Origin of the sequence: Galbibacter marinus (assembly GCF_000300875.1) — a bacterium.
In the GTDB taxonomy this organism is placed as follows: domain Bacteria; phylum Bacteroidota; class Bacteroidia; order Flavobacteriales; family Flavobacteriaceae; genus Galbibacter; species Galbibacter marinus.
The window spans coordinates 292158-317167 of the sequence record NZ_AMSG01000002.1; the positions used below are offsets into that span (position 1 = coordinate 292158).

Annotated in this window: 19 protein-coding genes; 11 read left to right on the forward strand and 8 right to left on the reverse strand. The window is 38.1% G+C overall.

Features of this window, described 5'->3' with window-relative positions; genetic code table 11:
• Positions 1 to 74 precede the first annotated feature (74 nt).
• Positions 75 to 1418, reverse strand: a complete 1344-nt coding sequence (gene purB / locus I215_RS03045) for an adenylosuccinate lyase (RefSeq protein ID WP_008990483.1) — start codon at positions 1416 to 1418, stop codon at positions 75 to 77.
• Between the two features lie 138 nt (positions 1419 to 1556).
• Positions 1557 to 2105: a hypothetical protein gene (locus tag I215_RS03050; protein WP_008990484.1), complete on the reverse strand. Its 549-nt coding sequence runs from the start codon at positions 2103 to 2105 to the stop codon at positions 1557 to 1559.
• Between the two features lie 109 nt (positions 2106 to 2214).
• Here I215_RS03050 and I215_RS03055 point away from each other — a divergent pair, with 109 nt between their 5' ends.
• On the forward strand, positions 2215 to 2688 hold the full coding sequence (locus tag I215_RS03055) for a heme-binding domain-containing protein (RefSeq protein WP_008990485.1): 474 nt from the start codon (positions 2215 to 2217) through the stop codon (positions 2686 to 2688).
• On the opposite strand, the gene I215_RS03060 is transcribed toward I215_RS03055, so the two are convergent.
• Positions 2657 to 3343 (reverse strand): SIR2 family NAD-dependent protein deacylase, encoded by a 687-nt coding sequence (locus I215_RS03060; RefSeq protein ID WP_008990486.1) that lies wholly within the window; start codon positions 3341 to 3343, stop codon positions 2657 to 2659. The two genes, I215_RS03055 and I215_RS03060, sit on opposite strands and share 32 nt — an antisense overlap.
• A gap of 21 nt (positions 3344 to 3364) precedes the next feature.
• The gene (locus tag I215_RS03065) at positions 3365 to 3904 is read right to left on the reverse strand and encodes a mechanosensitive ion channel domain-containing protein (protein WP_008990487.1); all 540 of its coding nucleotides are present in this window, start codon (positions 3902 to 3904) and stop codon (positions 3365 to 3367) included.
• A gap of 379 nt (positions 3905 to 4283) precedes the next feature.
• Here I215_RS03065 and I215_RS03070 point away from each other — a divergent pair, with 379 nt between their 5' ends.
• Positions 4284 to 4694, forward strand: a complete 411-nt coding sequence (locus tag I215_RS03070) for a DoxX family protein (protein WP_008990488.1) — start codon at positions 4284 to 4286, stop codon at positions 4692 to 4694.
• A 178-nt stretch (positions 4695 to 4872) separates the two neighbouring features.
• Positions 4873 to 6396 (forward strand): AsmA family protein, encoded by a 1524-nt coding sequence (locus I215_RS03075; protein ID WP_008990489.1) that lies wholly within the window; start codon positions 4873 to 4875, stop codon positions 6394 to 6396.
• Between the two features lie 23 nt (positions 6397 to 6419).
• Here I215_RS03075 and I215_RS03080 read toward each other — a convergent pair whose 3' ends face one another.
• The 4 genes from I215_RS03080 to I215_RS03095 are packed head-to-tail and all read right to left on the reverse strand — an operon-like array spanning position 6420 to position 9100.
• Complete coding sequence (locus I215_RS03080; protein WP_008990490.1) at positions 6420 to 7025, reverse strand: Maf-like protein; 606 nt, start codon at positions 7023 to 7025, stop codon at positions 6420 to 6422.
• Positions 7026 to 7042: 17 nt separating this feature from the next.
• The gene (locus I215_RS03085; protein WP_008990491.1) at positions 7043 to 7573 is read right to left on the reverse strand and encodes a KdsC family phosphatase; all 531 of its coding nucleotides are present in this window, start codon (positions 7571 to 7573) and stop codon (positions 7043 to 7045) included.
• Positions 7554 to 8321: a Rossmann-like and DUF2520 domain-containing protein gene (locus tag I215_RS03090; protein WP_008990492.1), complete on the reverse strand. Its 768-nt coding sequence runs from the start codon at positions 8319 to 8321 to the stop codon at positions 7554 to 7556. The genes I215_RS03085 and I215_RS03090 overlap by 20 nt, the downstream gene beginning before the upstream one ends.
• A 59-nt stretch (positions 8322 to 8380) precedes the next feature.
• Positions 8381 to 9100: an NUDIX hydrolase gene (locus I215_RS03095; RefSeq protein WP_008990493.1), complete on the reverse strand. Its 720-nt coding sequence runs from the start codon at positions 9098 to 9100 to the stop codon at positions 8381 to 8383.
• A 176-nt stretch (positions 9101 to 9276) separates the two neighbouring features.
• Between I215_RS03095 and xylE the strand changes: the two genes are divergently transcribed.
• From xylE to I215_RS03135, 8 genes are all read left to right on the forward strand, one after another.
• Entirely contained in the window at positions 9277 to 10908 is a 1632-nt protein-coding gene (xylE, locus tag I215_RS03100) for a D-xylose transporter XylE (protein WP_008990494.1), read from the forward strand.
• A 24-nt stretch (positions 10909 to 10932) separates the two neighbouring features.
• Entirely contained in the window at positions 10933 to 12414 is a 1482-nt protein-coding gene (locus I215_RS03105) for a xylulokinase (protein WP_008990495.1), read from the forward strand.
• 41 nt (positions 12415 to 12455) lie between these two features.
• Positions 12456 to 13769 (forward strand): xylose isomerase, encoded by a 1314-nt coding sequence (xylA, locus tag I215_RS03110; protein WP_008990496.1) that lies wholly within the window; start codon positions 12456 to 12458, stop codon positions 13767 to 13769.
• A gap of 41 nt (positions 13770 to 13810) precedes the next feature.
• The gene (locus tag I215_RS03115) at positions 13811 to 16942 is read left to right on the forward strand and encodes a SusC/RagA family TonB-linked outer membrane protein (RefSeq protein WP_008990497.1); all 3132 of its coding nucleotides are present in this window, start codon (positions 13811 to 13813) and stop codon (positions 16940 to 16942) included.
• A gap of 4 nt (positions 16943 to 16946) precedes the next feature.
• Positions 16947 to 18542 carry a RagB/SusD family nutrient uptake outer membrane protein gene (locus tag I215_RS03120; protein ID WP_008990498.1) on the forward strand — a complete coding sequence of 532 codons (1596 nt, stop codon included), beginning with the start codon at positions 16947 to 16949 and terminating at the stop codon, positions 18540 to 18542.
• 25 nt (positions 18543 to 18567) lie between these two features.
• Positions 18568 to 19983 carry a hypothetical protein gene (locus I215_RS03125; RefSeq protein WP_040459744.1) on the forward strand — a complete coding sequence of 472 codons (1416 nt, stop codon included), beginning with the start codon at positions 18568 to 18570 and terminating at the stop codon, positions 19981 to 19983.
• A 61-nt stretch (positions 19984 to 20044) separates the two neighbouring features.
• Positions 20045 to 22534 carry a beta-galactosidase GalB gene (gene galB / locus I215_RS03130; protein WP_008990500.1) on the forward strand — a complete coding sequence of 830 codons (2490 nt, stop codon included), beginning with the start codon at positions 20045 to 20047 and terminating at the stop codon, positions 22532 to 22534.
• Between the two features lie 19 nt (positions 22535 to 22553).
• The gene (locus tag I215_RS03135) at positions 22554 to 24971 is read left to right on the forward strand and encodes a glycoside hydrolase family 31 protein (RefSeq protein WP_008990501.1); all 2418 of its coding nucleotides are present in this window, start codon (positions 22554 to 22556) and stop codon (positions 24969 to 24971) included.
• Positions 24972 to 25010: the final 39 nt, after the last annotated feature.

Here is a 25010-nt window from a genome sequence, read left to right on the forward strand (position 1 = left end):
ACGGTCAAAGCTTCAATAATTAAAAATGCCCGAGATAATATCTTCGGGCATTTTTTAATTGTTTTTTACGGTTTTTAAATACCTGTATAATTTGAAGGAGTAATCTGTTTCAATTCTGCTTTTATTGCATCCGAAACCTCAAGGGTATCGATGAAATTTGAGATGGACTCTTGGTTAATTACCTGATTGGTCCTTGTTAGGTTTTTAAGAGCCTCATATGGATTTGGATATGCCTCTCTTCTAAGGATAGTTTGAATAGCTTCTGCTACCACCGCCCAATTTTTCTCTAAATCCTCTTCAAACTTCGCTTGATTGAGTAACAATTTATTCAAACCTTTTAAAGTAGATTCAAAGGCAATGAGGGTATGTGCAAATGGCACTCCAACATTTCTAAGTACTGTACTATCTGTTAAATCTCTTTGCAATCTTGAGATTGGTAGTTTTGCAGATAAGTGTTCAAAAATAGCATTTGCTATTCCTAGGTTTCCTTCTGAATTTTCAAAATCAATAGGATTTACTTTATGAGGCATTGCAGATGATCCAACTTCTCCTTCTTTAATACGTTGTTTAAAGTAATCCATGGAAATATAAGTCCATATATCCCTGTTGAAATCTATAATAACGGTGTTGATGCGTTTTAAGGCGTCAAACAAAGCAGCTATATGATCGTAATGTTCAATTTGAGTAGTAGGGAAGGAATGTCTTAGTTGAAGAGTTTCCTCTACGAATTTTCCACCAAATGCTTTCCAGTTCACCTGGGGATAGGCTACCAAATGTGCATTGTAATTTCCGGTTGCTCCTCCAAACTTGGCTGCAATTGGAATTGTTTTTAGACTATTGAATTGCTCTGAAAGTCTAACGACAAATACCTGAATCTCTTTGCCTAGTCTAGTTGGGGAAGCCGGTTGACCATGTGTTCTAGCTAGCATTGGTACGTTTTCCCATTGTTTAGCTAAAGACTGAAGTTTGTCGATCAGACTCTCGTAACTAGGAAGATAACTCTGCTCTAAGGCCTCTTTGATAGATAGCGGTATGGCCGTGTTATTGATATCCTGAGATGTAAGACCAAAATGGATGAATTCTTTATAGGCTTGTAATCCTAGGCGGTCGAATTTTTCTTTGATAAAGTATTCAACTGCCTTTACATCGTGGTTAGTTGTTTTTTCAATTTCCTTAATGGCTAGGGCATCCTCGCTTTTAAAGTCATTGTAAATATCTCTGAGCTTTGAAAATTGAGAGCTGTCAAATCCTTTTAACTGTGGCAGGGGAATTTCACAAAGGGCAATAAAGTATTCGATTTCAACTCGAACTCGGAATTTAATAAGGGCCTCTTCTGAAAAATATTCAGCTAATTTGTCGGTTTTGCTACGATACCTCCCATCGATTGGAGAAATAGCCGTTAAGGATGTTAATTGCATGTTTTGATAAAATTAAAAATCACTGAAATGCTAAAGTTCTACAGTGATTCTAGTTAAAATCCCATTGGGATTTGAATTAAAAGCACAAATTTAACCTTATCAAAGCAATGGGTCAACTTATTTGTGAAAAATATAAACTCAAATTTTGTTAAGAATATGTCTAGCTCGTGCGGTGTAAGCCATAGTATGGTTTGGAATTCCCTTTTGGAGGATTGCTTTAAGTTCAGGGTGAACCCAAATAAAAGCTTTTCCTAAATGATATAATGTCTCCATAGCGTAGGCTTTGGTGGCTACTTTCTCATTATTTATCAACCAATCAAAATTTACCTCAATTAGTGATTCTAGATCGGATTTATCAATAGCTTCGATAGTGCTTATATCTTTGTCAAGAAAATAACTTTGGCAAAGCTGCATGCAAATTCTTGCGCAGCAGCGTTTGGAGGATTTATTTTCAATCAAAGGAAGCTGTTTAATGAACCGCTTTAAGTAAGGGTGAATCCAAGGAAGCTTAGCGATGCAGACATATTCAAGTACCCAGCATGAGGGTTTGCCAATGCTTGAATCATTACACAGGCTATAATCCATTAAAATAGGAAAGAGCTCTTTGTTTTGAAGGACCTTATCTGCTAAGTATTGTCGGTCTGCCTTATAGGCCTTTAAGGACTGAATTTGCGATTTAAATTCCATTGTTGTTTTTATAGGCAGATTGGGAGGTTCTCATTGATTTCTAAAAATTTACGGTGATCACTTATGTGGAGTCCATGAAGTTTTTTACATTTAATAAAAATAGAAAATTATGCGGGTATTTAAAAATATTCTCTTTTTGTTATTCACTGCACTTGTTGTGATGCAATTTTTTCCGCCAAAACTCAATAAGGCTGATACTACGCCACCCACGGATATCATCTTAGCGACTAGTCCTCCTAAAATTGTAGAAGCTACGTTAATAAATGCCTGTTATGACTGTCATTCTAATTCCACCCGGTACCCGTGGTACACAGGGATAGAACCCTTGTCATATTGGTTTTCTTCGCACATTAAGGATGGGAAAAAGCATTTGGACTTTTCTAAATGGGAACATTATTCTCCTAAGAAAAAAATTCACAAGTTAGAGGAGATTACCGAGGCGGTAAACGAAGGTTGGATGCCTTTAAAATCGTACCGTTGGTTGCATAAAGATGCTAATTTGACCAAGGAACAAATCAAGGGGATTACCGATTGGGCTGCCATGTTACAACTCAAATATCAGACAAAAGATCTACCGCAATAGGAACCCCTACAGTGGCCTTTTCTGCGATAATTTTTAAATCCGCAATGGAATCTTCACAGATACTAGGTTTTGGGTCTATAAAGTATATTGGTGCACCCGGTTTTTTGTAGTCTATTAACCCTGCTGCAGGATATACTTGCATAGAAGTTCCAATTATCATAACAAGGTCAGCTTTGGCCACGATAGCCGCTGCTTTTTCAAGTAAAGGAACCTCTTCGCCAAACCATACAATATGGGGTCGTATTTGCTTTTGGTATTTACATAAATCCCCTAATTTGATATCTTCTTTCCATGGAAAAATAAGGCTTGGATTTACGCAGCTTCTGGCCTTTAGTAATTCTCCGTGAAGGTGAATTACACTACTACTACCTGCTCTCTCATGTAGATCATCTACATTTTGGGTTATAATATCAATTTCAAATTGCTCTTCTAACTTGGCTAGGGTTAGGTGTGCTACATTGGGTTTTACCATATGTAATTGTCGGCGCCTTTGATTGTAAAAGTCCAGTACTAATTCTGGATTGTTTTGCCAACCCTCAGGTGTAGCAACGCTCATCACATCATGTCCCTCCCATAGACCATCTGCATCTCTAAAGGTTTTAATGCCACTCTCTGCGCTAATTCCTGCCCCTGTGAGCACTGCAATTTTTTTCATTCTACTATTCTTTAGCCTCGATTAAATACTGTCCTTCCCGTCGTCGTCTTTTTTTGCTTTACTAATCTGGGCAACCCCTTTTTGAAGTAAAAGGTTGTTGGGGTAGGTAAGAAGCTCCCCTTCATCACTGCGTATATGGATATGGAAAGCTCTAATATCCTCTATAAGACCTTCTGTTGGGAAATCCTTGTCTTGAATGCGGATACGGTCTCCAATTTTAAAAGGGAATGAAAAGAAAAGTATAATACCGGCAGTGACATTGCTCAAAATAGACCAGACAGCAAAGAAAGCCACTCCGATAACCGCGAAAGCCGATGAAATAAACCACCCGAGGTCATCGATGTTTACGCCCCAGAAAATACTTATAATAAAAATCCCAACAGTGCTGATAAAAAAGTTAAAATACTTAAAGATCAACCTAGTTCTATTAGGATCTAATTCACCCATTTTACCAACTCTTTTAATCGTTTTGTATAAAAGAAAACGAATCAAAAGAATAATGGCTAAAGCGATGATGGTTTGCAATAATTGTTTTTGATACCCTTGAAATAATTCTAGCATAAATTTAAGTCCTATAAGTGTCTAACAAAGATACATTAGCTTTTACATTTTTTAGTCCAGTAAAGCGTTTAAATTACCGCATTAAAAGCAGTTTTAATTTTTTTATTAACTGCAGTATTTGTTGGGTTTTGCTTCACTAGATCCTTTAGTCAAAGATAGGAAAGTTATTTTTCTTAGTTTAACTCATTTGGCTGACAATTTACACTTGTAGTGATTTGAGCACGGTTTTTAGTTTGTGCAGCATGAGGGGATTTGTGCTCTTTTTAACAAGAGCGGAATTTGTATATTTGTGTAGGACAACTTAATTGTTCATTTAAATTTCATCGATATATGTGGAGTTAAAACCACTATTATAAAACCTAGTTAATAAAACAGGAATATGAATAAAATTTTTAGTGTAAGCCGAAGCGCTTCTAGTGTTGATTTAGCATTATTAATTGCCCGAGTGGGTATTGGTGCTCTAATGTTGGTACATGGAATTTCTAAGATCCCTATGCTGGACCAGTCTCCAATTCAGTTTTATGATTTCATGGGGGTAGGGGATGAACTATCACTCTATTTGGCCTTATTCGCAGAAATTGGATGTTCTATTTTTGTTATACTAGGATGTGCAACTAGACTTGTGGTGATTCCCCTTATTATAACCATGCTTGTAGCGGTGTTTGTTATTCATGCTGCGGATCCATTTGTAAAGCAAGAGATGGGATTACACTATTTACTTATTTATGTTATGTTGTTATTGACTGGAGCAGGAAGGTATTCCATCGACTACCTCATTTCAAAGCGTTAAAAACTTGGATTTAAGGGGATATTGAGCAGGTATAAGATTTCTTGATGATGAGTTTAATAGACTCTATAATCCCTTTATAACTAGTTAAATAAATTAGTTTAATTAAAGTAGATGATTAACTTATGTTTTTTAGTACTAGTTAGGGATTAAGAATTACAATACTTACATATACGACTATATGAGACTTAATAAAAGACTTATAAAAATACTGCTTTTTATTCTAGGCTTTCTAGTTGTGGTTGGAATCATGGCTCAATTATTTTTCGCCCATAAGGTGGAAGATGTTCTTCAAGAGGAGGTACCAAAAAACATAACTTTGGATTATAAAAGCCTCAGTACAAATGTTCTTTTAGGCAGCATTACCTTAAATGGTGTTCAGCTTAATTCTGAAGGTGTGGAATTGGAGTCAAAACGCATTAAGGTTTCTGGATTGCATTTTATACCTCTTTTAAAAAGTGGTGATATTGTTATATCAGAGTTGTTTTTTGATGAACCTTCTTTTTCTGTAGTTGTAAAGAAAGATAGTAGTTCTAAGAGTGCCAATGGCCAGAAGTCAAAGAGTATATTCTTTGAAAAATTCCAAATTCAAAATGGTCAATTTAAGGTTCATCAAAAGGTAAATGATAGTAGTGGTCTTAAAATTGAGAACATAGATCTTGTGCTTAAAGAGGTTGCTTTTAATGAGCAGACAAAAAATAGAGTTGTTCCCTTTAGTCTTAAGGATTATAGTTTAAGCACTAAAAAAGGATATTATGATCTAAGTTCTCTAGAGTTTATTACCTGGAGGGATCTTCATATAGATACCCAAAGTGGGTATATCAATAAATTGTTGCTTCAATCCAAATATAATAAGGGGGAACTTTCAAAAATGCTCACAGTTGAACATGATCATTACGATATAGCATTTGATTCCATTGCTTTAGTGCAACCTAATTTTGGACTAGATGAAGGAAGTCCTAAGTTGCATTTTGCAAAAGTACATCTCCAACGACCTGAAATAGGAGTGTACCGGGATAAACTCCTCCCTGATGATACAACTATCAAAAAACTCTACAACCAAAGCTTACGTGATTTAGATTTTGATCTTAAAGTAGATTCTATAGAGGTTTCTAGCGGCCAGGTAAGTTACCAAGAGCGAGTAGTTGCAGATGTGAAACCAGAGCGTTTACTCTTTACAGAGGTATATGCCGACATTCTAAACATCCATAGTAGAGGCAATGGAATGGTGGTGGTGGATATAAATGCAGAATTGATGGGGGATGGACCTTTAACCCTTAACTGGTCATTTGATCCTATGAAATCCGACAACGAATTTTTGGTCACAGGGAGTCTTGCTCAGTTTGACTCCTCCAAAATTAATCCGTTTCTGCGTACCAATATGAAAGCTGAAGTAAAAGGGAGTATTCATCAAATGTACTTCACCTTTAGCGGTCATGAATTCAAGTCTCATGGCGATATGAAAATGAGCTACGATGATTTTGAGTTCTTTGTCCTTAAAAAGGATCGACTTGGGGTTAATAAATTACTTACCGCTGTAGTTAGCATTTTTACAAATGACGGAAAAAAGACAGATAAGGATGGATTCCGATACGGGCAATATGAGGTGGAGCGCAATAGAGAAAAGTCCTTCTTTAATTACCTTTGGTTAAATGTTAAGGAGGGTCTGATGAGTACCATGTCAGGGAATGGTAAAAAAGAGTAAAGTCATCTCTAACCTACTGTTTATTATTGCTTAGGTCTAAAGTTTACGAGCTCTTCTAGGGTGCGATAAACCTCAAATACAGGCAATCCTACTACATTAAAAAAGGAACCTTCGATCTTTTCGATGCCAATTTGACCAATCCACTCCTGAATACCATAGGCGCCTGCTTTATCATAGGGTTCATAAGTGTCTACGTAGTAGATGATTTCTTCATCGCTAAGGATTTTAAAGTACACATTTGTGGTGTGATTCAAGGTTTTCTCTACAGTAGTAGTGGTAAAGCAAACGGAGGTAATAACCTGGTGAGTATGTCCTGAAAGAGACTTTAGCATTGCAATAGCTTCACTGCGGTTATTGGGCTTGCCTAAAGCTTTACTTTGGTGCCATACAATGGTGTCCGAGGTAATCAGGATATCGTTTTCTCTTAGTTCATCCTTATGTGGTAACGCCTTTAATTGCGCTAGATAATCTGAGATTTCAAATTGGTAAAGTCTTGGTGGGTATTCTTCCACAACTTTCTTTAATCGAATCTCAACCTCTAACCCCAGGTCTTTAAAAAACTGTTGTCTTCTAGGAGAACCCGAGGCAAGTATGATGTTATAATTCTTAATACGCTTATTTAGTAACATTGATCCCTTGTTAGCTTTTAGTCATATTGTGCATTGTAATTGTCCTTCCATTTACCTTGAACCTTGAGAACTTGTTCAATGACATCTCTAACACATCCTTTTCCACCTTGTTTGTGTGAGATGTATTTTGAAATTTCTTTAATCTCGGCAACTGCATCATTCGGGCAACATGGCATTCCGACCATTTTCATCACGTGATAATCTGGAATGTCATCTCCCATATAAAGAGCTTGCTCTGGTTTAATGTTGTAAATGTCTAGGTACTCATCTAGGGTCTCTATTTTGTCACCTACACCAAGGTGAATATCAGTAACACCTAATCCTTTTAAACGTGTTCGAACCCCAGGGTTACTTCCACCTGAAATAATACAAATGTTATAGCCTTTATCAAGTGCCGTTTTTATAGCGTAACCATCTTTGACGTTCATAGTTCGAAGCATTTCTCCTTCGGTGGTGATAACAAGACTTCCATCTGTTAATACGCCATCCACATCAAAGATAAATGTGGTAATATTTTCTAAGTATTCTTTATAACTTTTCTCTTCCATGGGTGTTTATTATGGATCTAGTAATTGATTTGTAAATTTCTTTATGTAATGGATCTTTCAATTGATCCAAATGAGATTCAATAGTACTTTTATCTCCACGAATTGCAGGACCTGTTTGGGATGCTTTACTCGGCGTGGTTTCTAAAGATTTTGTGGTCTGTTTTATTAAAGGGATAAAGATATCAAAGGGAATTTGAGCTTGTTCACTAAGGTCTGTTCCGATACTGTATAAGTGGTTGACAAAATTATTGACAAAGACTGCAGTAAGGTGAATACTGCTACGCTGCTTAGAATTTATTAAATAGACTTTATCTGTCATGCTTTTTGCCAAAAATTGTAATTTCTCAAGATCTTTCTCATTTGTGGCTTCCAAAAGCAATGGAATTTCGTTCCAATGAATTTGTTTCTCTTTGCTAAAGCTCTGTAGAGGATAGAATACTCCAGCTCGGTTTTTAGGATCGATCACCTTTAAGTCGGTGTTGCCTGAGGTGTGTACTACCAATTGATCCTTAAAAGGTAGAGAAGAAGAAATCTCATGAATTGCGGTATCGCTTACAGCTATTATATATACATCCGCTTGTTTTAGGTTTTCAAGCTTATTGGTTACTGGGATAATGGAATCAAATTTTTGGATAGCGGATACACTGCGGTTGTACCACTGAATAAGTTCGATCTCCGGAATTTTAGAAAACTGGGCAAAGAGATGGTGTGCAACATTTCCACCGCCTAAGAGAACAATCTTTAACATAATGCTAAATTAACTAAAGTTGCTTAGAAATCGACAGAACTCAATGGCAATTTTTTTAATCAAATCTCAAAGTTAAACCCTTTATCGGTGAGTTGTTTATAGATTTCTGGATCAAATTTATAGAGTTTAGCTGCCCTGTGAGATACATTTTTTTCTTTTTCCTTGAGATCTACCAGCAGTTTCATTTTAAGTATTTTCCTTCTAAAGTTGGGTTTGTCAAGCTCTATGTTTAGCACCTCTTGATAGAGCTGCATGATTTGTAAAAGCGTAAATTTCTCTGGAAGTAGATTAAATCCAATAGGTGCTTGGCGAACTCGATTTCTAAGATGTTTAAGGCTATAGGAAAGGATTTCATTGTGGTCATAAATCAAGTCCTTTACCTGATCCATAGTATACCACTTTGCATCCGATGCAGTAAAGCCCGCTTTGACATCATAATCTGCTTTTTTAATTAAGGCATAATAGCCAATGGTGATTACACGACCCAGTGGGAAACGTTTAGGGTCACCAAATGCTTTTAGCTGTTCAAGATACAAATCCTCGATTCCAGTAAGTTCTTGTAGTACTCTGTGTGCTGCATTGTCAATGCTCTCATCTTCTTTAATCCATCCTCCTGGAAGTCCCCATTTCCCCTTACTTATCCCTGAACCGTGCTCTACGAGTAAAACTTCTAATTTCCCCTGATCAAAGCCAAAAATTACACAGTCAATTGTAATGGCATTCATTACCTTCTCTTCCACAACTTTTCCAGATTCTTCGTCTATAAACTTTTTAACCATACTATCATCGACTGAATATATTAGAGTGCATATATACAAAAAAACTTTATATGTGCGGGGATTTGTGTTAAATATTAGCGTTTAACCAGTTTTATTTAATAAATTTTGAATAAAAGAAAATTAATGATTAGTATTGTAGTCAAATATACTATAAGTTATAGTTTAACTGACTATTAATGGATAATCTAACCAACACAAAATCCAGTAATGTATATCTCATTACTGCCGTAGCCAGCCTAGGAGGCTTATTATTTGGTTACGACACTGCTGTAATTTCTGGAGCAGTGGGCGCACTACGAAGTTTTTTTATTGATGAATTGAGCACGGATCCTGCTTTGGCACAATCCGCAATTATACAATACAAAGCAATTATAGTACTATCGTGCTTGACTGTCTTTGGGTTGTTTGGCGCATTCTTCTTTAGATTCTTCAAGCGTACAACTTCAATCATCTTATTGGTACTTACCTTTTTAATAGGTGGTTGGCTATTATACGCCAATTTCATTTCCGAAGAAACGGTGCTTTCTGAGACATTAACCAACTCTATTTTAGGGTTTATGGTCAGTAGCGCTTTGGTAGGATGTATCATTGGAGCTTCTCTTGGTGATAGGGTTGCTAATTCTGTGGGACGAAGAAATGGACTGCTAATTGCAGCGTTTCTATTTTTTATTTCCGCAGCTGGGTCAGGATATCCAGAACTTTTAAATCCTTTTTCAAGTGGCGATTTATCGACTTTCATTGTCTACAGAATTATTGGTGGAATAGGTGTAGGACTCGCTAGTATGTTGGCTCCTCTATATATTGCTGAAATGGCTCCAGCTAATATTCGTGGAAAATTGGTCTCATGCAATCAGTTGGCCATTGTTGGCGGAATGTTAATAGTTTATTTTGTGAACTATTTTATTGTCAAAGGGCAGTCTGATCAGTGGATCAACACAATCGGATGGCGTTATATGTTTCTCTCGGAATGTATTCCAGCAGTTTTGTTTTTAATTTCGTTATTTTTTGTTCCAAAAACCCCTCGTTTTCAGGTTCTTAAAGGTAATGACGAAGCAGCAATTGAAACCCTTACCAAATATAATGGTCCTTCAAAAGCGTCTTTAATTTTGACCGAGATTAAAAGATCCTTCAAAATCAAAAAGGCTCCATGGCTAAGCTATGGATGGGGAATTATTATAATTGGTTTATTATTATCTGTATTCCAACAATTCGTAGGTATTAATGTGGTGTTATACTATGCTCCTGAAATTTTCAAAGGCATGGGTATGAAAACAGATGCTTCTATGCTACAGACGATCATTGTAGGAATCATAAACTTGATCTTCACGGTTATAGCCATATTTACCGTTGATAAATTTGGGCGTAAAAAGTTAATGTTTATAGGTAGTGTAATTATGGCCGTAAGTATGATTGGTTTAGGAACTGTATTGTACTCTCAGGATACGGGTATGGCAGCCTTACTTCTTATGCTTCTTTACATCGCGGCCTTTGCAGTATCATGGGGGCCAGTTACATGGGTGCTACTCTCTGAGATTTTTCCTAATAAAATCAAAGGTGCTATGGCGATTGCTGTGGCCGTTCAATGGTTGGCGAATTTACTAGTTTCTTGGACATTCCCAATGATGAATAACAACACCTATTTGACAGAAACCTTCCACAATGGATTTGCTTACTGGGTGTATGGAATAATGGCAGTATTGTCTGGAATATTCATTTTAAAATTCGTTCCTGAAACTAAAGGTAAAACCCTAGAAGAAATGGAGCAAATTTGGGAACCAAAACAGGATGTCCCAACAGTCAATAATTAAAAATTTAAATGAAATAAAAGGCGTATGTATTTCTTAGGAATCGATTTGGGGAGTTCATCTATTAAACTATCCCTCTTGGATGGTGAATCGAATAAAACGCTACAAGATGTAACTGTTCCAAAACACGAAATGAAAATTCATGCTCCAAAGCATGGGTGGGCCGAACAGGATCCTAAGCAGTGGTGGGAAAATGTTAAGCAGGGCGTAGCTGAATTAAAAAATAACACTGATGTCGATTTTCAATTGGTAAAAGGTATTGGTATAGCATACCAAATGCATGGACTAGTTGTGGTTGATAAAAATTTAGAACCACTTCGGCCTTCCATAATTTGGTGTGATAGTCGGGCGGCAGAAATCGGCCAACAACACTATGAGGCTATAGGTGCTGAGACTTGCCAAGAGCAAATTCTTGGCTCCCCTGGTAATTTTACCGCTTCAAAATTGAAGTGGGTTAAGGAGAATCAACCTGACGTCTATGCTAAGATTAAATACTTCATGTTACCAGGTGATTTTATCGCCACAAAACTTACTGGAGTAGCACAAACTTCTACTTCCGGGTTGTCGGAGGCGGCACTATGGAATTTTAAAGAAAATCGTCTGGCTACTGAAATATTGGACGCAATGGAAATATCTACTGAACTTGTTCCCGAAGTTGTTCCAAATTTTGCCGAACAAGCCAAAGTTGATCCTAGCATCGCAGCTGAGTTAGGAATTTCGAATCAAGCGATCGTTAGTTATAGAGCAGGTGATCAGCCCAACAATGCTTGGTCACTTAATGTGTCCAACCCAGGGGAAATCGCTACCACCGCTGGAACCTCCGCGGTGATCTACGGTTTAAGTAGTCTGGATGATTACGATAAAAACAACCGTATCAATACATTTTTACATGTCAACAATCAAGAGGATCATAAACGTAATGGCGTAATGGTCTGCATCAATGGTTCTGGGATTTTATACCAATGGATTAGGCAGCTCATGTCAGTGGACCGTGATGAGCCTCTTAATTATGAAACTTTGAATGAGTTTGCCAAGAAAAGCGTTCCTGGGAGTAAGGGTCTTCGTTTCTACCCATTTGGTAATGGTGTAGAACGTATTTTTAATAATAAACCTGCCTTTTCAGGAGTTCAGAATCTGAACTTTAATATCCATCAGACGCCAGAATTTGTTCGAGCGGCCTGTGAGGGTATCGTTTTTGCAATGCATTACGGATTTGAAATTATGAGGGAAGTTGGTGTTGAAGGTAAAGTTGTTCGTGCAGGAAATTCGAACCTCTTTTTAAACCCTGCTTTTAGGGAGATATTCATTCATACCACAAATACAAGCTTAGAGCTTTACGACACATCTGGATCCGAAGGAGCGGCTAGAGGAGCAGCCTACGGACTTGGGTATTATAAAAGTGTTGAAGAGACCTTTAAGGGATTGGTTTGTATAGAACGATTTGATCCTGACCCAGAATTAGTTCAGAAGTATAAAGAGATTTATCAGAACTGGAAAAATAATATATAAAATACTTTAAAACATAATAATAGCATATAAATCCATTAACTATGAGTACAGCCTATTTTAAAAACATTGAAAAAATAAAATTTGAAGGTAAGGAAAGTAATAACCCTTTAGCCTTTAAGTGGTATGATGAGAATCGCGTTGTCGGTGGTAAAACTTTAAAGGAGCATTTAAGGTTTGCTACAGCCTATTGGCATACGTTTAATAATAAAGGGGGAGATCCATTTGGAGCGCCTACTGAGGTATTTGCATGGGATCAACACGCAGATCCAATTGATCGAGCCAAAGCAAAAATGGATGCAGCTTTTGAATTTATGAGCAAACTAGGAACACCATACTACTGTTTCCATGATGTGGATGTAGTGGATGAGGCGCCTACCCTTGCTGAATTTGAAAAACGCATTGAAACTTTGGTTGAATATGCTAAAGGAAAACAACAGGATTCAGGGATTAAATTGCTATGGGGAACTTCAAATTTATTCAGTAATCCAAGATACATGAATGGTGCTGCAACCAATCCAAATTTTGATGTTGTTGCTTATGCGGGTGCCCAGGTTAAAATCGCTATTGATGCAACTATTGCATTAGGGGGTGAGAATTACGTATTCTGGGGTGGTAGAGAAGGTTATATGAGTCTTCTTAATACCAATATGAAACGTGAATTAGATCATATGGCAATGTTCTTGAGCACAGCAAGAGATTATGCACGAAAACAAGGGTTTACAGGTACCTTTTTAATAGAGCCAAAACCAATGGAACCTACTAAACATCAATATGATTACGATGCAGCGACCTGTTTAGGTTTTATAAACAAATACGGTCTTGAAAAAGATTTTAAACTCAATCTGGAGGTGAATCACGCTACTTTGGCTGGTCATACTTTTGAACATGAGTTACAAGTTGCCGTTGACAATGGAATGTTAGGAAGTATAGATGCCAACCGTGGAGATTATCAAAACGGATGGGATACAGATCAATTTCCATTGAATTTATATGAAATCACTGAAGCAATGTTAGTGATTTTGCAAGGCGGTGGACTCGGAAGCGGTGGTGTTAATTTTGATGCTAAAGTCAGAAGAAACTCTACAGACCTGGAAGACAAATTTATAGCACACATTTCAGGAATGGACGCCTTTGCACGGGGGCTTATCTGTGCCGATAACATTTTAAAACAAACTAATTTCACAGATTTGAGACAGCAACGTTACAGCAGTTATGATCAAGGTAACGGAGCTCGTTTTGAAAAAGGAGAATTGAGCCTAGAGGAACTAAGCTCTATCGCCAAAAACAGTGGCGAACCTGATCAAATCAGCGGAAAACAAGAGCTGTATGAACAGCTCATTTTTAACGCTATCTAGATCAAGCTAATTTATTATTCAAACTAACATTTAATTTTTTTATGAAAAAGCATTCAAAAAGGCTTTTGGAAAGCAATTTCCTTAGGCTAGCATTTTTGTGTGTCTTGCTCTTACAAGCTAATTTTTTACAAGCACAAGACAAAACAGTAACTGGAACTGTTACCGCTGAAGAAGACGGCATGCCCATTCCTGGTGTAAATGTCGTGATTGTAGGAACCACAATCGGTACCTCAACTGACTTTGACGGTAATTACATTATTCAGGTTCCCGAAGGGGGCTCGCTACAATTTAGTTATATTGGATTTATCAACCAAAAGCTGGATGTAGCGGGTTTAACCACCCTGAATGTAGCACTAAAAACTGATACCCAACAATTGGATGAAGTTGTGGTTGTTGGTTACGGAACCCAAAAGAAGGAACTCGTCACTGGAGCTAACCTCCAAGTAAGTGGTGAGGATCTTCAAAGACAAAGCACTACTAGTGCATTACAAGCCTTACAAGGACAAACTCCTGGTGTACAAATTACATCGACATCAGGACAACCTGGTGAGGGTTTAAATGTTGTGATACGTGGATTAGGGTCAACAGGAAATAATTCACCATTATATGTGGTGGATGGAGTACTTACTACTGATATCTCTTATCTCAACAATGCTGATATTGAAAATATCTCAATTCTAAAAGATGCTGCTTCGGCTGCAATTTACGGTTCTCAAGCCGCCAATGGGGTGGTTCTTGTGACCACTAGGAAAGGTCGAAAGGGACATGCACAAATAACTTTCGATCACTACTACGGTATCCAAGAAGTTGCCCGAACAATGGACATGACCAATGCAAAAGAATATGCGACTCTTATCAATGAGAGTGTCATGAATTCTGGAGCTTCCCCTGTATTTAGTAATGCAGATATTGCTCAAATGGGAGAAGGGGTCAATTGGATGGATGAAATGTTCTCTACGGCTAAAACAGAGAACTATACCCTTGGCCTTAGCGGTGGTAGCGAAGCTTCTACATATTCATCTTCACTTTCATATACCAATCAAGAAGGTATAGTAGGAGGTGCAGATTTATCGAACTACGAACGTTATAACTTTAGGTTTAATTCAGAACATAAGTTTTACAATGATAGAGTTACTTTTGGAGAAAACCTGAGTTTTGCTATTATTAAAAACAATGGTATCGGTGTTGGCAATCAGTATAATAATGCTTTAAGAGGTGCATTCCAAGCCAATCCGCTTATTCCTATGTATGACGAAAATGGAAATTACTACAACTCTAATGGAGATTCTGAACCATGGTTATCAGGAATGTCAAACCCATATGCTTCTATGGTTTACGGAAACCAGAATGCTTATGAGACTAAAAAATTACTAGGAAATGTATATATGGAATTTGAGCTTTTAGAGAATTTAAAATTCCGTACTAGCTTAGGTTTAGATTACTTTTCTTCACAGGGCCATACTTTTAGTCCTATTTATGAATTGTCTTCATATGATTTTAATAAATTTACCACGGCAACTCAAAATATGAGTGAGGGTAAAACATTGATTTGGGATAACTTACTAACCTATACCTTCGATATTAATGACAACCACCACTTTGAAACCATGGTGGGATCTTCTTCATTTAACTATGAAGGGGTTTCTATGTATGGAAGCAATGTAAACTTGGTTTTTGATGATTTAGCACATGCATGGTTGAGTAATGCGACCAATACTGAAGGAGCACAGATTACCCTTACTGGAGGACCAGATGCACGGGTTAAACGTATGTCATATTTTGGACGTTTAAACTATAACTTCAAAGAGACTTACCTCTTGAATGTTACCTTTAGAGCTGATGGTTCATCTAATTTTGCCAGTGGAAATCGTTGGGGCTATTTCCCATCCGTTTCAGCAGGTTGGGTTCTTAGCAATGAGAATTTTATGGATTCTAGTAGCAACTGGTTAAGTCACTTTAAACTTCGTGCAAGTTGGGGTCAAGTTGGGAATCAAAATGTTGGGAATTTCCAATATTTAGCGCCAATCACCTATCAAAATACAAACTACATCTTTGGTGGAGAAGAAGCTGTGTTAACACCCGGTGCTTACCCGAATCGTCTTCCAAATCTTGGTTTGACATGGGAGACATCAGAACAACTGGATCTTGGGTTTGATGCGCGGTTGTTTCAAAATAAACTTACTATTAATTTCGATTGGTATGAAAAGACAACCAAAGACTGGTTGATCAATATACCAGTACCTCCTACCTCTGGAGTGGATAGTAAATGGATCAATGGTGGAGATGTTACCAATACAGGTGTTGAATTAGCGCTTAACTTTAGAGATCAAATTAGTGATGACTTTAGTTATTCGATCGGAGTAAATGGTGCTTATAATCAAAATGAGGTTGGACAAATTCCAACGGATGATGGTATTATCCATGGAGAAACAGGACAACTTTGGGATAACTCTAACGAATTCTATCGAGCGGAAAACGGACATGGTCTGGGATATTTCTGGGGTTATAAGACTGCTGGTGTATTCCAGGATGTGGAGGAAATTCAAAACTACAGAGGTAGTAATGGAGGTTTAATTCAGCCAGATGCTTTACCTGGTGACCTGAAATATGTAGACAGCAATCGCGATGGAGTGATCGACGCCTCCGATAAGGTTGAAATTGGAGATCCTAATCCTGATTTAACTTATGGAATTTCTATCGGAGCAAATTACAAAGCCTTGGATTTCTCTATTCAAGCAAACGGAGTAGCAGGAAATCAATTGGTACAGTCTTACAGAAATATTACTGGAGCCTACGGAAACTTTCCTTCTGAGTATTTGAATCGCTGGCATGGACCAGGGAGTTCCAATACAATCCCTAGGCTAACTGTAGATAATAAAAACTTTTCTACATTTTCTGACCTCTATGTCAAGGATGGTGATTTCTTAAGAATTAGTAATCTTACTTTGGGTTATGATATCGCCAAAGGGGTCAATAAGGAAAACTTTTTTGCAAGTCAATTAAGAGTGTACTTCTCTGTACTTAATCTGTACACCTTTACTGAATATAATGGAATGGATCCTGAGGTCGGATATGGTATTTCTTCTGATGCCTATAATTTCTCTTCAGGAGTGGATGTGGGGTACTATCCTCGCCCTAGAACATACATGATGGGATTAAACATTAAATTCTAAGAAAATGAAAAAACTTAATATATATATATTATCAATCGCAATGTTAGCGTTTGGTTCCTGTACCAAAGACTTTTTGGATACAGAACCCATGACAGAGCTAACCTCTGACAACTTTTACAAAACACCATCAGATGCTTATGATGCACTTGTTGGGTGTTATGATGGATTACAAATTGCAATTGGTGCCTCTGGAATGGCTTTTCCAGTAGCATCAGAGGTGTTATCTGATGACTGTTTTGGTGGTACGGGTAATTCTGATGATTATAAATATCAAATGCTTGATGAATTTGATGCAAGTAGATCACCAGCCAATGTGAATGTGTTTGATGACACTTGGGTAAAGTATTACCAAGCCATCTTTAGGTGTAATGCGCTTTTGCAAAAAATGGATCAAGTTCAATGGGGTGAAAATCAAGATTTAAAAATAACTTACCAGGCTGAGGCTAGATTTATCCGAGCTTATTTATATTTTGATCTTGTACGATTATTTGGTCCTATACCTTTATTAACGGAACCATCGGAGGATATCATCCCTCGTTTTGAAGTAGAAGAGGTCTATAAAGTAATTGCCGAAGATCTTTCGTTCGCTGCTACACAAATGGATGATGTTGCGTATACTGAACTTCCTTCAGGTCGCGTGACCAAATGGGCTGCAAAATCATTATTAGCAAGAGTCTACTTGTACTATACAGGTTACTATGGTGCACCTGATTTGGTAGGTGTGGTTAATCAATCTACTGCTCTTGCACATTTAGAGGATGTAATCTCAAAAAGCGGACACGGATTAGTAGATGATTTTAATACACTATGGCCTGCAGCTTCAGTTGATAATTTTGCTGGTGAAGATAACAAAGAGGTTATTTTTTCTGTTAAATTCACCTATACCAGTGATTACAATGGCAATACAGACGGAAACCACTGGATGGTTATGTTTGGAATGCGTGAATATGATCATTTGCCTTATGGTAGAGGCTGGGGTATAACGGTCAACCCAGAGCTTTACAATTTGTACAAAGATGGGGATAGTAGAAGGGATGCAACCGTAATTGCTATAGATGAAGAGGAAATTCCTTTTAACAAGCAGGAAGGACAAAGAGAATACACTGGCTATTACAATAAAAAATACGCTCCAATGACTGCTATTGATGAAGATGGCGCCTTGGGCAGTATTGCAGAACAATTAGGAGGTGTTAATTTTCAGATTGGTCAATTCCAGGATTATTATGCTATTCGTTATGCTGATGTATTGCTTATGGCATCTGAACTGGGTAGTTCAAGCGCTCAACAGTATTTCGACCAAGTTCGCCAAAGGGCATTAGGAAATGATTTTGTGGCATTAACGGCAAATCAGTCGAACATTCTTAATGAGAGACATATGGAGTTCGCAATGGAAGGAATTCGTTATTGGGACTTATTACGCCAAGGGATCGGTACCGCTTCTTCTGTTTTAGCTACTAGTGTTACCCTGCCAAATGGAGGCGTTCCAACTAGCAAAGTGATTTCAGCTGGAAATATTCAAGCCACTAAGGGTTTACAGCAGATTCCTGACAATCAAATTACCTTGTCTAATAATGTGTTAACACAAAACAACGGTTGGTAATCGTCGAATCCTAAAAGAAAAACAAATGAAAACTATATATAGATATGCTTTTATGATCCTCTGTATGGGCGGTTTATTAATCTCCTGCGACGATCATGAAAATAGTATGGGTGAAAAATTAGACCCATCTGAACTTAAATTTGAGATAGAACAGGATCTCACCATAGATCAGGGTGGGAATACTGTGATATTAACCAATAATACCCCTGGAACCATTCCAATTTGGAATTATGGTACTGGGCGTTCAAACAAGGCTATTGATACCATTCGATTTGCATTTGCGGGAGAATATACCATTGAATTTTCCGTCATGACTGAGGGTGGTCTAGTAGAAGCCGACCCAGTGACTATTTCGGTAACCGATAATAATTTTGAATATGTTGAGAATGAATTGTGGTTGAAGCTATCCGGTGGTGTAGGAAATGCTAAAACTTGGGTTTTGGATTTAGATGCTGAAGGAGTGTCAAAATATTTCGTTGGACCGCAATACTTTTACGGAACCAATAATGGTTGGCTTGAAGGTGGCGATGAATGGTCTGGTGGTTCAACAGGTTGTTATGGTGCTGATTGTTGGAATTGGAATCCAGATTGGCCAGGTAATTCATGGATTATGGCCGCAGGAGATTATGGTACAATGACCTTTAGTTTAGATGGCGGTCCGTTTGTGGAAGTCGATAATCTAATGTTTGCTCAACAGGGTAAACAAAGTGGTACCTATTATTTGGATGCCAATAGTCATACATTGACCATGACAGATGCTCAGTTGCTGCACAATGCAGAGAACGATGATTGTGTATCGAATTGGAGTGATATGAAAATATTCTCACTCACTGAAGACACCATGCAATTAGGGGTCTTACGAAAGAGTTCTTGTGATGGTGCTGCATATTTGGTCTTTAATTTTATCAGTAAAGAATATAGTGATAATTGGGTGCCAGAGGAAACTGAACCTACAATTGATGAAGGTTTTGATCCAAGCCTTGAAGCTGGTCAATTACTTGAGATGCTAACAGGTGGACAGGGCTCAGGTAGAGTTTGGGCAATGGACGCTGCTGGTAATCCTGTAGATTGGGTTACAGCAGGAGCGGGCTGGACTGTTGATGCTTCTAGCTCTGCTGATTGGGGATGGAATAGCAGCTGGTCAACTGTGGCGTCAGATTCATGGATCCGTTTCGATCAATGGAATGGCATGCAGACTTATACTCGAAATCAATCTGGTGTGGAGACTTCTGGGACTTTTACAATTAATGAGGCTACCAATGAAATTACACTTAGCGGCGAAGTCTTGATTCAGAACCCTGGTAATTGGATGACCCCAACGACCAATACCATTACGGTAATAAAAGCCTTTGATGATTATCAGACCAAAGGAATATGGTTTGGAACTAGCTATGATTCAGAAAAGGATGAGTGGCTGGCATTCCATTATATCATTCCATAATTAATATTAGCTGTACGGGGATACCAATAGGGTCTCCGTACTGTTTTTAATCTTCTAGAAAATGATAAATTTATTTTTAATTAAACCATTAAAAGGCTTTTGGATAATTGGATTGATCTTATTCTTAGGGGCATGTACTTCTTCCACTATTGTGCAAAAGGAAAGTAACTCTAGAAAACAATCTTTTAATCAAAACTGGGACTTTTATCTGTCAGACCTTAAGGATGAAGATTCCATATCTGATCAAACTCAGTGGAAATCTCTAGATTTGCCACATGACTGGAGCATAGAAACAGCCTTTGATAAGCAAAGCCCTGTAGGTCACGGAGGAGGTTATCTTACAGGTGGACTAGGATGGTATAAAAAAGACTTTACTGTTGATAAGCAGGATAGCTCCAAACGAATTAGTATTCACTTCGACGGTGTATATTGCAATAGTGAGGTGTGGATAAACGGGCACTATCTTGGGAAAAGACCCAATGGGTATATCGGTTTTGAGTACGATATAACACCGTATTTAAATTTTGGACAAACCAATCAGATTTTAGTAAAGGTAGATAATAGTAATCAGCCGAATTCACGCTGGTATTCTGGCTCTGGAATCTATCGCAATGTTTGGTTAAAGAAAACTGAAAAATTATATGTGGTCAATTGGGGGACATTTATAACGACTCCTAAGGTATCAAAGGACCAAGCCACGGTTAATGTAGTAACCACTATTGGTAACGACAACAACGAAGAAAAAACAGCAGTACTTCGCACACGCGTTTTAAAAGACGGTCAGGAAATTACTCAAAGCGAAAAGGAATTTTTGATTTCCTCTAAAGCCAACCAAGAGCTCGAACAACAATTAGAAATCAACACGCCCGAATTATGGTCTGATGTGAGCCCTGAATTGTATACTGCCATTTCTGAAATTTTAATTGAAGGAAATCTCATCGACCAAAAGAAGACTAATTTTGGTATTCGAAACTTTAGGTTTGATCTTGACAAAGGATTTATACTCAATGGAGTTCAAACCAAAATCAAAGGGGTTTGTTTACACCACGATTTAGGACCCTTAGGTGCCGCTGTAAACACTAGAGCCATTGAGCGAAAATTAGAAATCATGAAAGAAATGGGAGTAAATGGGATTCGTACAGCTCATAACCCACCCTCACCAGAGCTTTTAGATCTTTGTGATCAAATGGGGTTCATTGTTATGGATGAAGCTTTTGATATGTGGGCACACGCTAAGAACCCTCATGACTATGCTACCGTTTGGGAACAATGGCATAAAAAGGATCTAGAAGATCAAATCCTCAGGGATCGAAATCATCCTAGTGTGTTTATGTGGAGCATCGGAAATGAGATTCCGGAACAATGGAGCCCAGAGGGTGCAGAAATTGGAAGAGAACTTTCAGCTATTGTAAAGGGTCTGGATACTACCCGTGTAGTTACTGCAGGGATGAACCCTCCAATTCATGTCAATAACGATGAAGTAACAATACAATTTGAAGACACCGCGGCTGAGCCTAATGCATTGGCGGGGTCTGGAGCTTTAGATCTTATAGGTTATAATTATGCACATCAAACCTATGAAGATCATCAAAAGAATTTTCCAAATACCCCTTTTATTGCTTCGGAAACAACATCAGGCTTACAGACACGTGGCTTTTATGAGTTCCCTTCTGATACTACAAAAATATGGCCGGTGCGTTGGGATTTAGTGTTTACTCAGGGAAATGAAGACAATACAGTATCGGCATTTGATCAGGTAAGAACACCGTGGGGCTCCCTACACGAGGAGACTTGGAAAATAATAAAAAAGCACGATTTTTTATCAGGAATGTTCGTTTGGACGGGATTTGACTATATCGGTGAACCTACGCCTTATCAATGGCCATCGAGAAGCTCATATTTTGGTATTGTCGATCTTGCCGGATTTCCAAAGGATGTTTATTATATGTACCAAAGCGAATGGACTGATACACCTGTTCTCCATGTATTTCCACATTGGAATTGGGAAGAAGATACCTTAGTGGATCTTTGGGTGTATTATAATAACGCAGATGAAGTGGAGCTGTTTTTAAATGGGGAGTCACTGGGAGTGAAATCTAAAGAGGGAGATGATCTGCACCTTATGTGGCGAGTTCCCTATGAAAAAGGAACCCTAAAAGCGGTTTCTCGAAAAGATGGAAAGGTTGTTTTAGAGCGCGAAGTGAAAACCGCTGGAATTGCTAGTGAACTTTCATTAACTGCTGACAGATCGACCATTTACGCCGACGGTGAGGATTTATCTTTTATCACAGTGGGTGTAATGGACGAAAATGGAGTTATCGTACCACGAGCTGCTGATCAAATTAGCTTTACAATTGATGGACCAGGAAAAATAGTTGGGGTGGCCAATGGCGATCCTACCAATCATGAAAGTTTTAAAGGTCAAACGCACAAGGCCTTTAACGGAAAGTGTTTGGTTGTACTTCAAGCGGGTCGAGAAAAAGGTAACATGGTGCTCACTGCAACAGCTCCTGGATTAAAACAGTCAACGATAAATATACAAATTAAGTAATGTGCTAACTAATAAGACTATGACACAATTAAGCAAACTACATAAAAGCAGTCAACTGAGATCTTTAGGGTTATTTCTTATAGGACTATTTATAGTGAGTACTACTACTGCTCAAATTCAGCATGCAAAGGTGTTGAATTCACCGGTAGATATCAGTGAGGATTTTCATGATTACTTAAACACCTTTTATTTCGCGGATCAAATGGTTGAATTTGATCCCAAAACTGGAAAAGGTGCTATTCGCTACCAGAGAAATCAATTTCACGCCAAGCAGGCTTTTAACAACATGCTCATCAAACCAGATACCATTGGAGCTAATGAGTTTCCAGCTACTGAATACGAAGCTTCTCCAGTTCATCCATTTCAAATTGAGTTTGTTTCTAATCGAACTATTCGAATTAAGATGAGTTCTGGGCCACAATACCATGATTCTAAAGAATCTTTAATGTTAGTGGACGGTACGGCTCCTAATAATCCAGAAGCATGGGAGTATAATCCAATAGAAGGAGGGCATCAGTATAGTAGTGCTCACGGAAGGGTGGAAATTTATAAAAGTCCATGGCATGTAAAGGTTTATGACCAAAGCGGAAAGTTGTTAACCTCGACCTTGCATAAAAGTGATTTTACAAATACCTACACCCCAGTATTACCATTTTCCTATGTCAGGAGAAATAGTGATTACTCCAGAAGTATGGCAGCGGTTTTTAGTCTGCAACCTGGTGAGAAAATCTTTGGCTGCGGAGAATCCTTCACACAGTTCGATAAACGAGGAGAAAAAGTAGTTTTGTACACAGATGATGCCAATGGGGTACAAAACCAGACGATGTACAAGCCAATTCCATTTTATATGAGTAGTAGGGGATATGGTGTGTTTATGCATCATTCTACACCCATTACGGTTGATTTTGGACAATATTTTAACGGCGCGAACAATATGATGATAGGAGACGATCAGGCAGATCTTTTCATCTTCTTAGGAACGCCTAAAGAAATCCTAGATGCTTATACGGATCTAACAGGAAAGGCTGTTATGCCACCACTTTGGTCCTTTGGTCTTTGGATGAGTAGAATCACTTATTTTAGTGAAAATGAAGGTAGAGATGTAGCTAAGGATCTCAGAAAACATAAAATACCAAGCGATGTCATTCATTTTGATACTGGATGGTTTGATGTTGATTGGAGAAATAACTATGAATTTGCCGAGGATCGATTTGAGAATCCTAGAAAGATGCTAGCTGATTTTAAAGAACAGGGGTTTCATGTGAGTTTATGGCAACTGCCTTATTTTACACCTCGAAATACGCTATTCGATGAAATCGTCCGTAACGGTTATGCTGTCAAAGATGCTAAAGGAAATATACCTTATGAGGATGCCGTATTAGATTTCTCAAATCCTGAAGCAGTTGCTTGGTATCAGAACAAGCTTAAGAAACTATTTGATATGGGGGTGAGTGTCTTTAAGGTGGACTTTGGAGAAGCTGCTCCTGGTAACGGTATTTACCATTCTGGTCGTACAGGATTCTACGAACATAATTTATATCCACTTAGATATAATAAGGCGGTAGCTGAGATCACAAACCAGGAAAAGGATTATAACCTGATTTGGGCGCGAAGCGCATGGGCTGGAAGTCAGCGTTACCCTTTACACTGGGGTGGAGATGCCGCTACTACCAATACAGCCATGGCAGCTACTCTTAGGGGTGGATTGTCACTTGGGCTAAGTGGTTTTACCTTTTGGAGTCATGATTTAGGAGGTTTTACTACAAAAACTCCGGAGAATCTCTACGCCCGTTGGACGCCATTTGGAATGCTGTCCTCTCATGTTAGAAGTCATGGAGAACCACCGACAGAACCTTGGTTGTACAGTAAAGACTTTTTAAAGACCTTTAGAAATGCCGATAATATGCGTTATAAGTTAATGCCCTATATTTATGCGCAGGCTAAGGAAAGTACCTTAAACGGTTGGCCGATGCTAAGAGCTCTTTTTGTAGAGTTCCCAGAGGATCCTGGTAGCTGGCTAGTAGATGATCAATATTTGCTTGGGTCTGATATGCTTGTGGCACCTATGTTCGAGGATACAACTAAAAGAGATGTCTATCTTCCTGAAGGAAATTGGATTGATTATCAAACTAAAAAAGTGTACCAAAAGGGTTGGCATACTATTGAAGCTGGTGAGATCCCAATTGTGGTATTGGTTAAGGATGGAAGTGTAATACCACATATTGCCCTAGCACAATCCACTAAAGATATGGATTGGTCCAAACTGACTCTTGAGGTCTTTGCAACTCAGGCCACCGCACTAGCTAAAGGAAGTGTTTATCTTCCACAAGGTGATGCACTCCAGTCATTAGAGCTTGAGAAAGAGGGATCGGAGTTTAAGCTTAAATCCAATCCTTTGGAAGGAAAAACTAGTTTCAATGTACAGTGGATACAATAAAATTTTTGATTTATTATTTTAAGACAATTTAAAAGGATA

Bases quoted from the DNA above. Each gene is read 5' to 3' on its own strand.
- xylE (WP_008990494.1), top strand. From the start codon at position 9,277: ATGGATAATCTAACCAACACAAAATCCAGTAATGTATATCTCATTACT.
- I215_RS03075 (WP_008990489.1), top strand. From the start codon at position 4,873: ATGAGACTTAATAAAAGACTTATAAAAATACTGCTTTTTATTCTAGGC.
- I215_RS03120 (WP_008990498.1), top strand. From the start codon at position 16,947: ATGAAAAAACTTAATATATATATATTATCAATCGCAATGTTAGCGTTT.
- I215_RS03070 (WP_008990488.1), top strand. From the start codon at position 4,284: ATGAATAAAATTTTTAGTGTAAGCCGAAGCGCTTCTAGTGTTGATTTA.
- I215_RS03080 (WP_008990490.1), bottom strand. From the start codon at position 7,025: ATGTTACTAAATAAGCGTATTAAGAATTATAACATCATACTTGCCTCG.
- I215_RS03125 (WP_040459744.1), top strand. From the start codon at position 18,568: ATGAAAACTATATATAGATATGCTTTTATGATCCTCTGTATGGGCGGT.
- I215_RS03055 (WP_008990485.1), top strand. From the start codon at position 2,215: ATGCGGGTATTTAAAAATATTCTCTTTTTGTTATTCACTGCACTTGTT.
- I215_RS03105 (WP_008990495.1), top strand. From the start codon at position 10,933: ATGTATTTCTTAGGAATCGATTTGGGGAGTTCATCTATTAAACTATCC.
- galB (WP_008990500.1), top strand. From the start codon at position 20,045: ATGATAAATTTATTTTTAATTAAACCATTAAAAGGCTTTTGGATAATT.
- I215_RS03135 (WP_008990501.1), top strand. From the start codon at position 22,554: ATGACACAATTAAGCAAACTACATAAAAGCAGTCAACTGAGATCTTTA.
- I215_RS03090 (WP_008990492.1), bottom strand. From the start codon at position 8,321: ATGTTAAAGATTGTTCTCTTAGGCGGTGGAAATGTTGCACACCATCTC.
- I215_RS03065 (WP_008990487.1), bottom strand. From the start codon at position 3,904: ATGCTAGAATTATTTCAAGGGTATCAAAAACAATTATTGCAAACCATC.
- I215_RS03060 (WP_008990486.1), bottom strand. From the start codon at position 3,343: ATGAAAAAAATTGCAGTGCTCACAGGGGCAGGAATTAGCGCAGAGAGT.
- I215_RS03095 (WP_008990493.1), bottom strand. From the start codon at position 9,100: ATGGTTAAAAAGTTTATAGACGAAGAATCTGGAAAAGTTGTGGAAGAG.
- I215_RS03115 (WP_008990497.1), top strand. From the start codon at position 13,811: ATGAAAAAGCATTCAAAAAGGCTTTTGGAAAGCAATTTCCTTAGGCTA.
- purB (WP_008990483.1), bottom strand. From the start codon at position 1,418: ATGCAATTAACATCCTTAACGGCTATTTCTCCAATCGATGGGAGGTAT.
- xylA (WP_008990496.1), top strand. From the start codon at position 12,456: ATGAGTACAGCCTATTTTAAAAACATTGAAAAAATAAAATTTGAAGGT.
- I215_RS03050 (WP_008990484.1), bottom strand. From the start codon at position 2,105: ATGGAATTTAAATCGCAAATTCAGTCCTTAAAGGCCTATAAGGCAGAC.
- I215_RS03085 (WP_008990491.1), bottom strand. From the start codon at position 7,573: ATGGAAGAGAAAAGTTATAAAGAATACTTAGAAAATATTACCACATTT.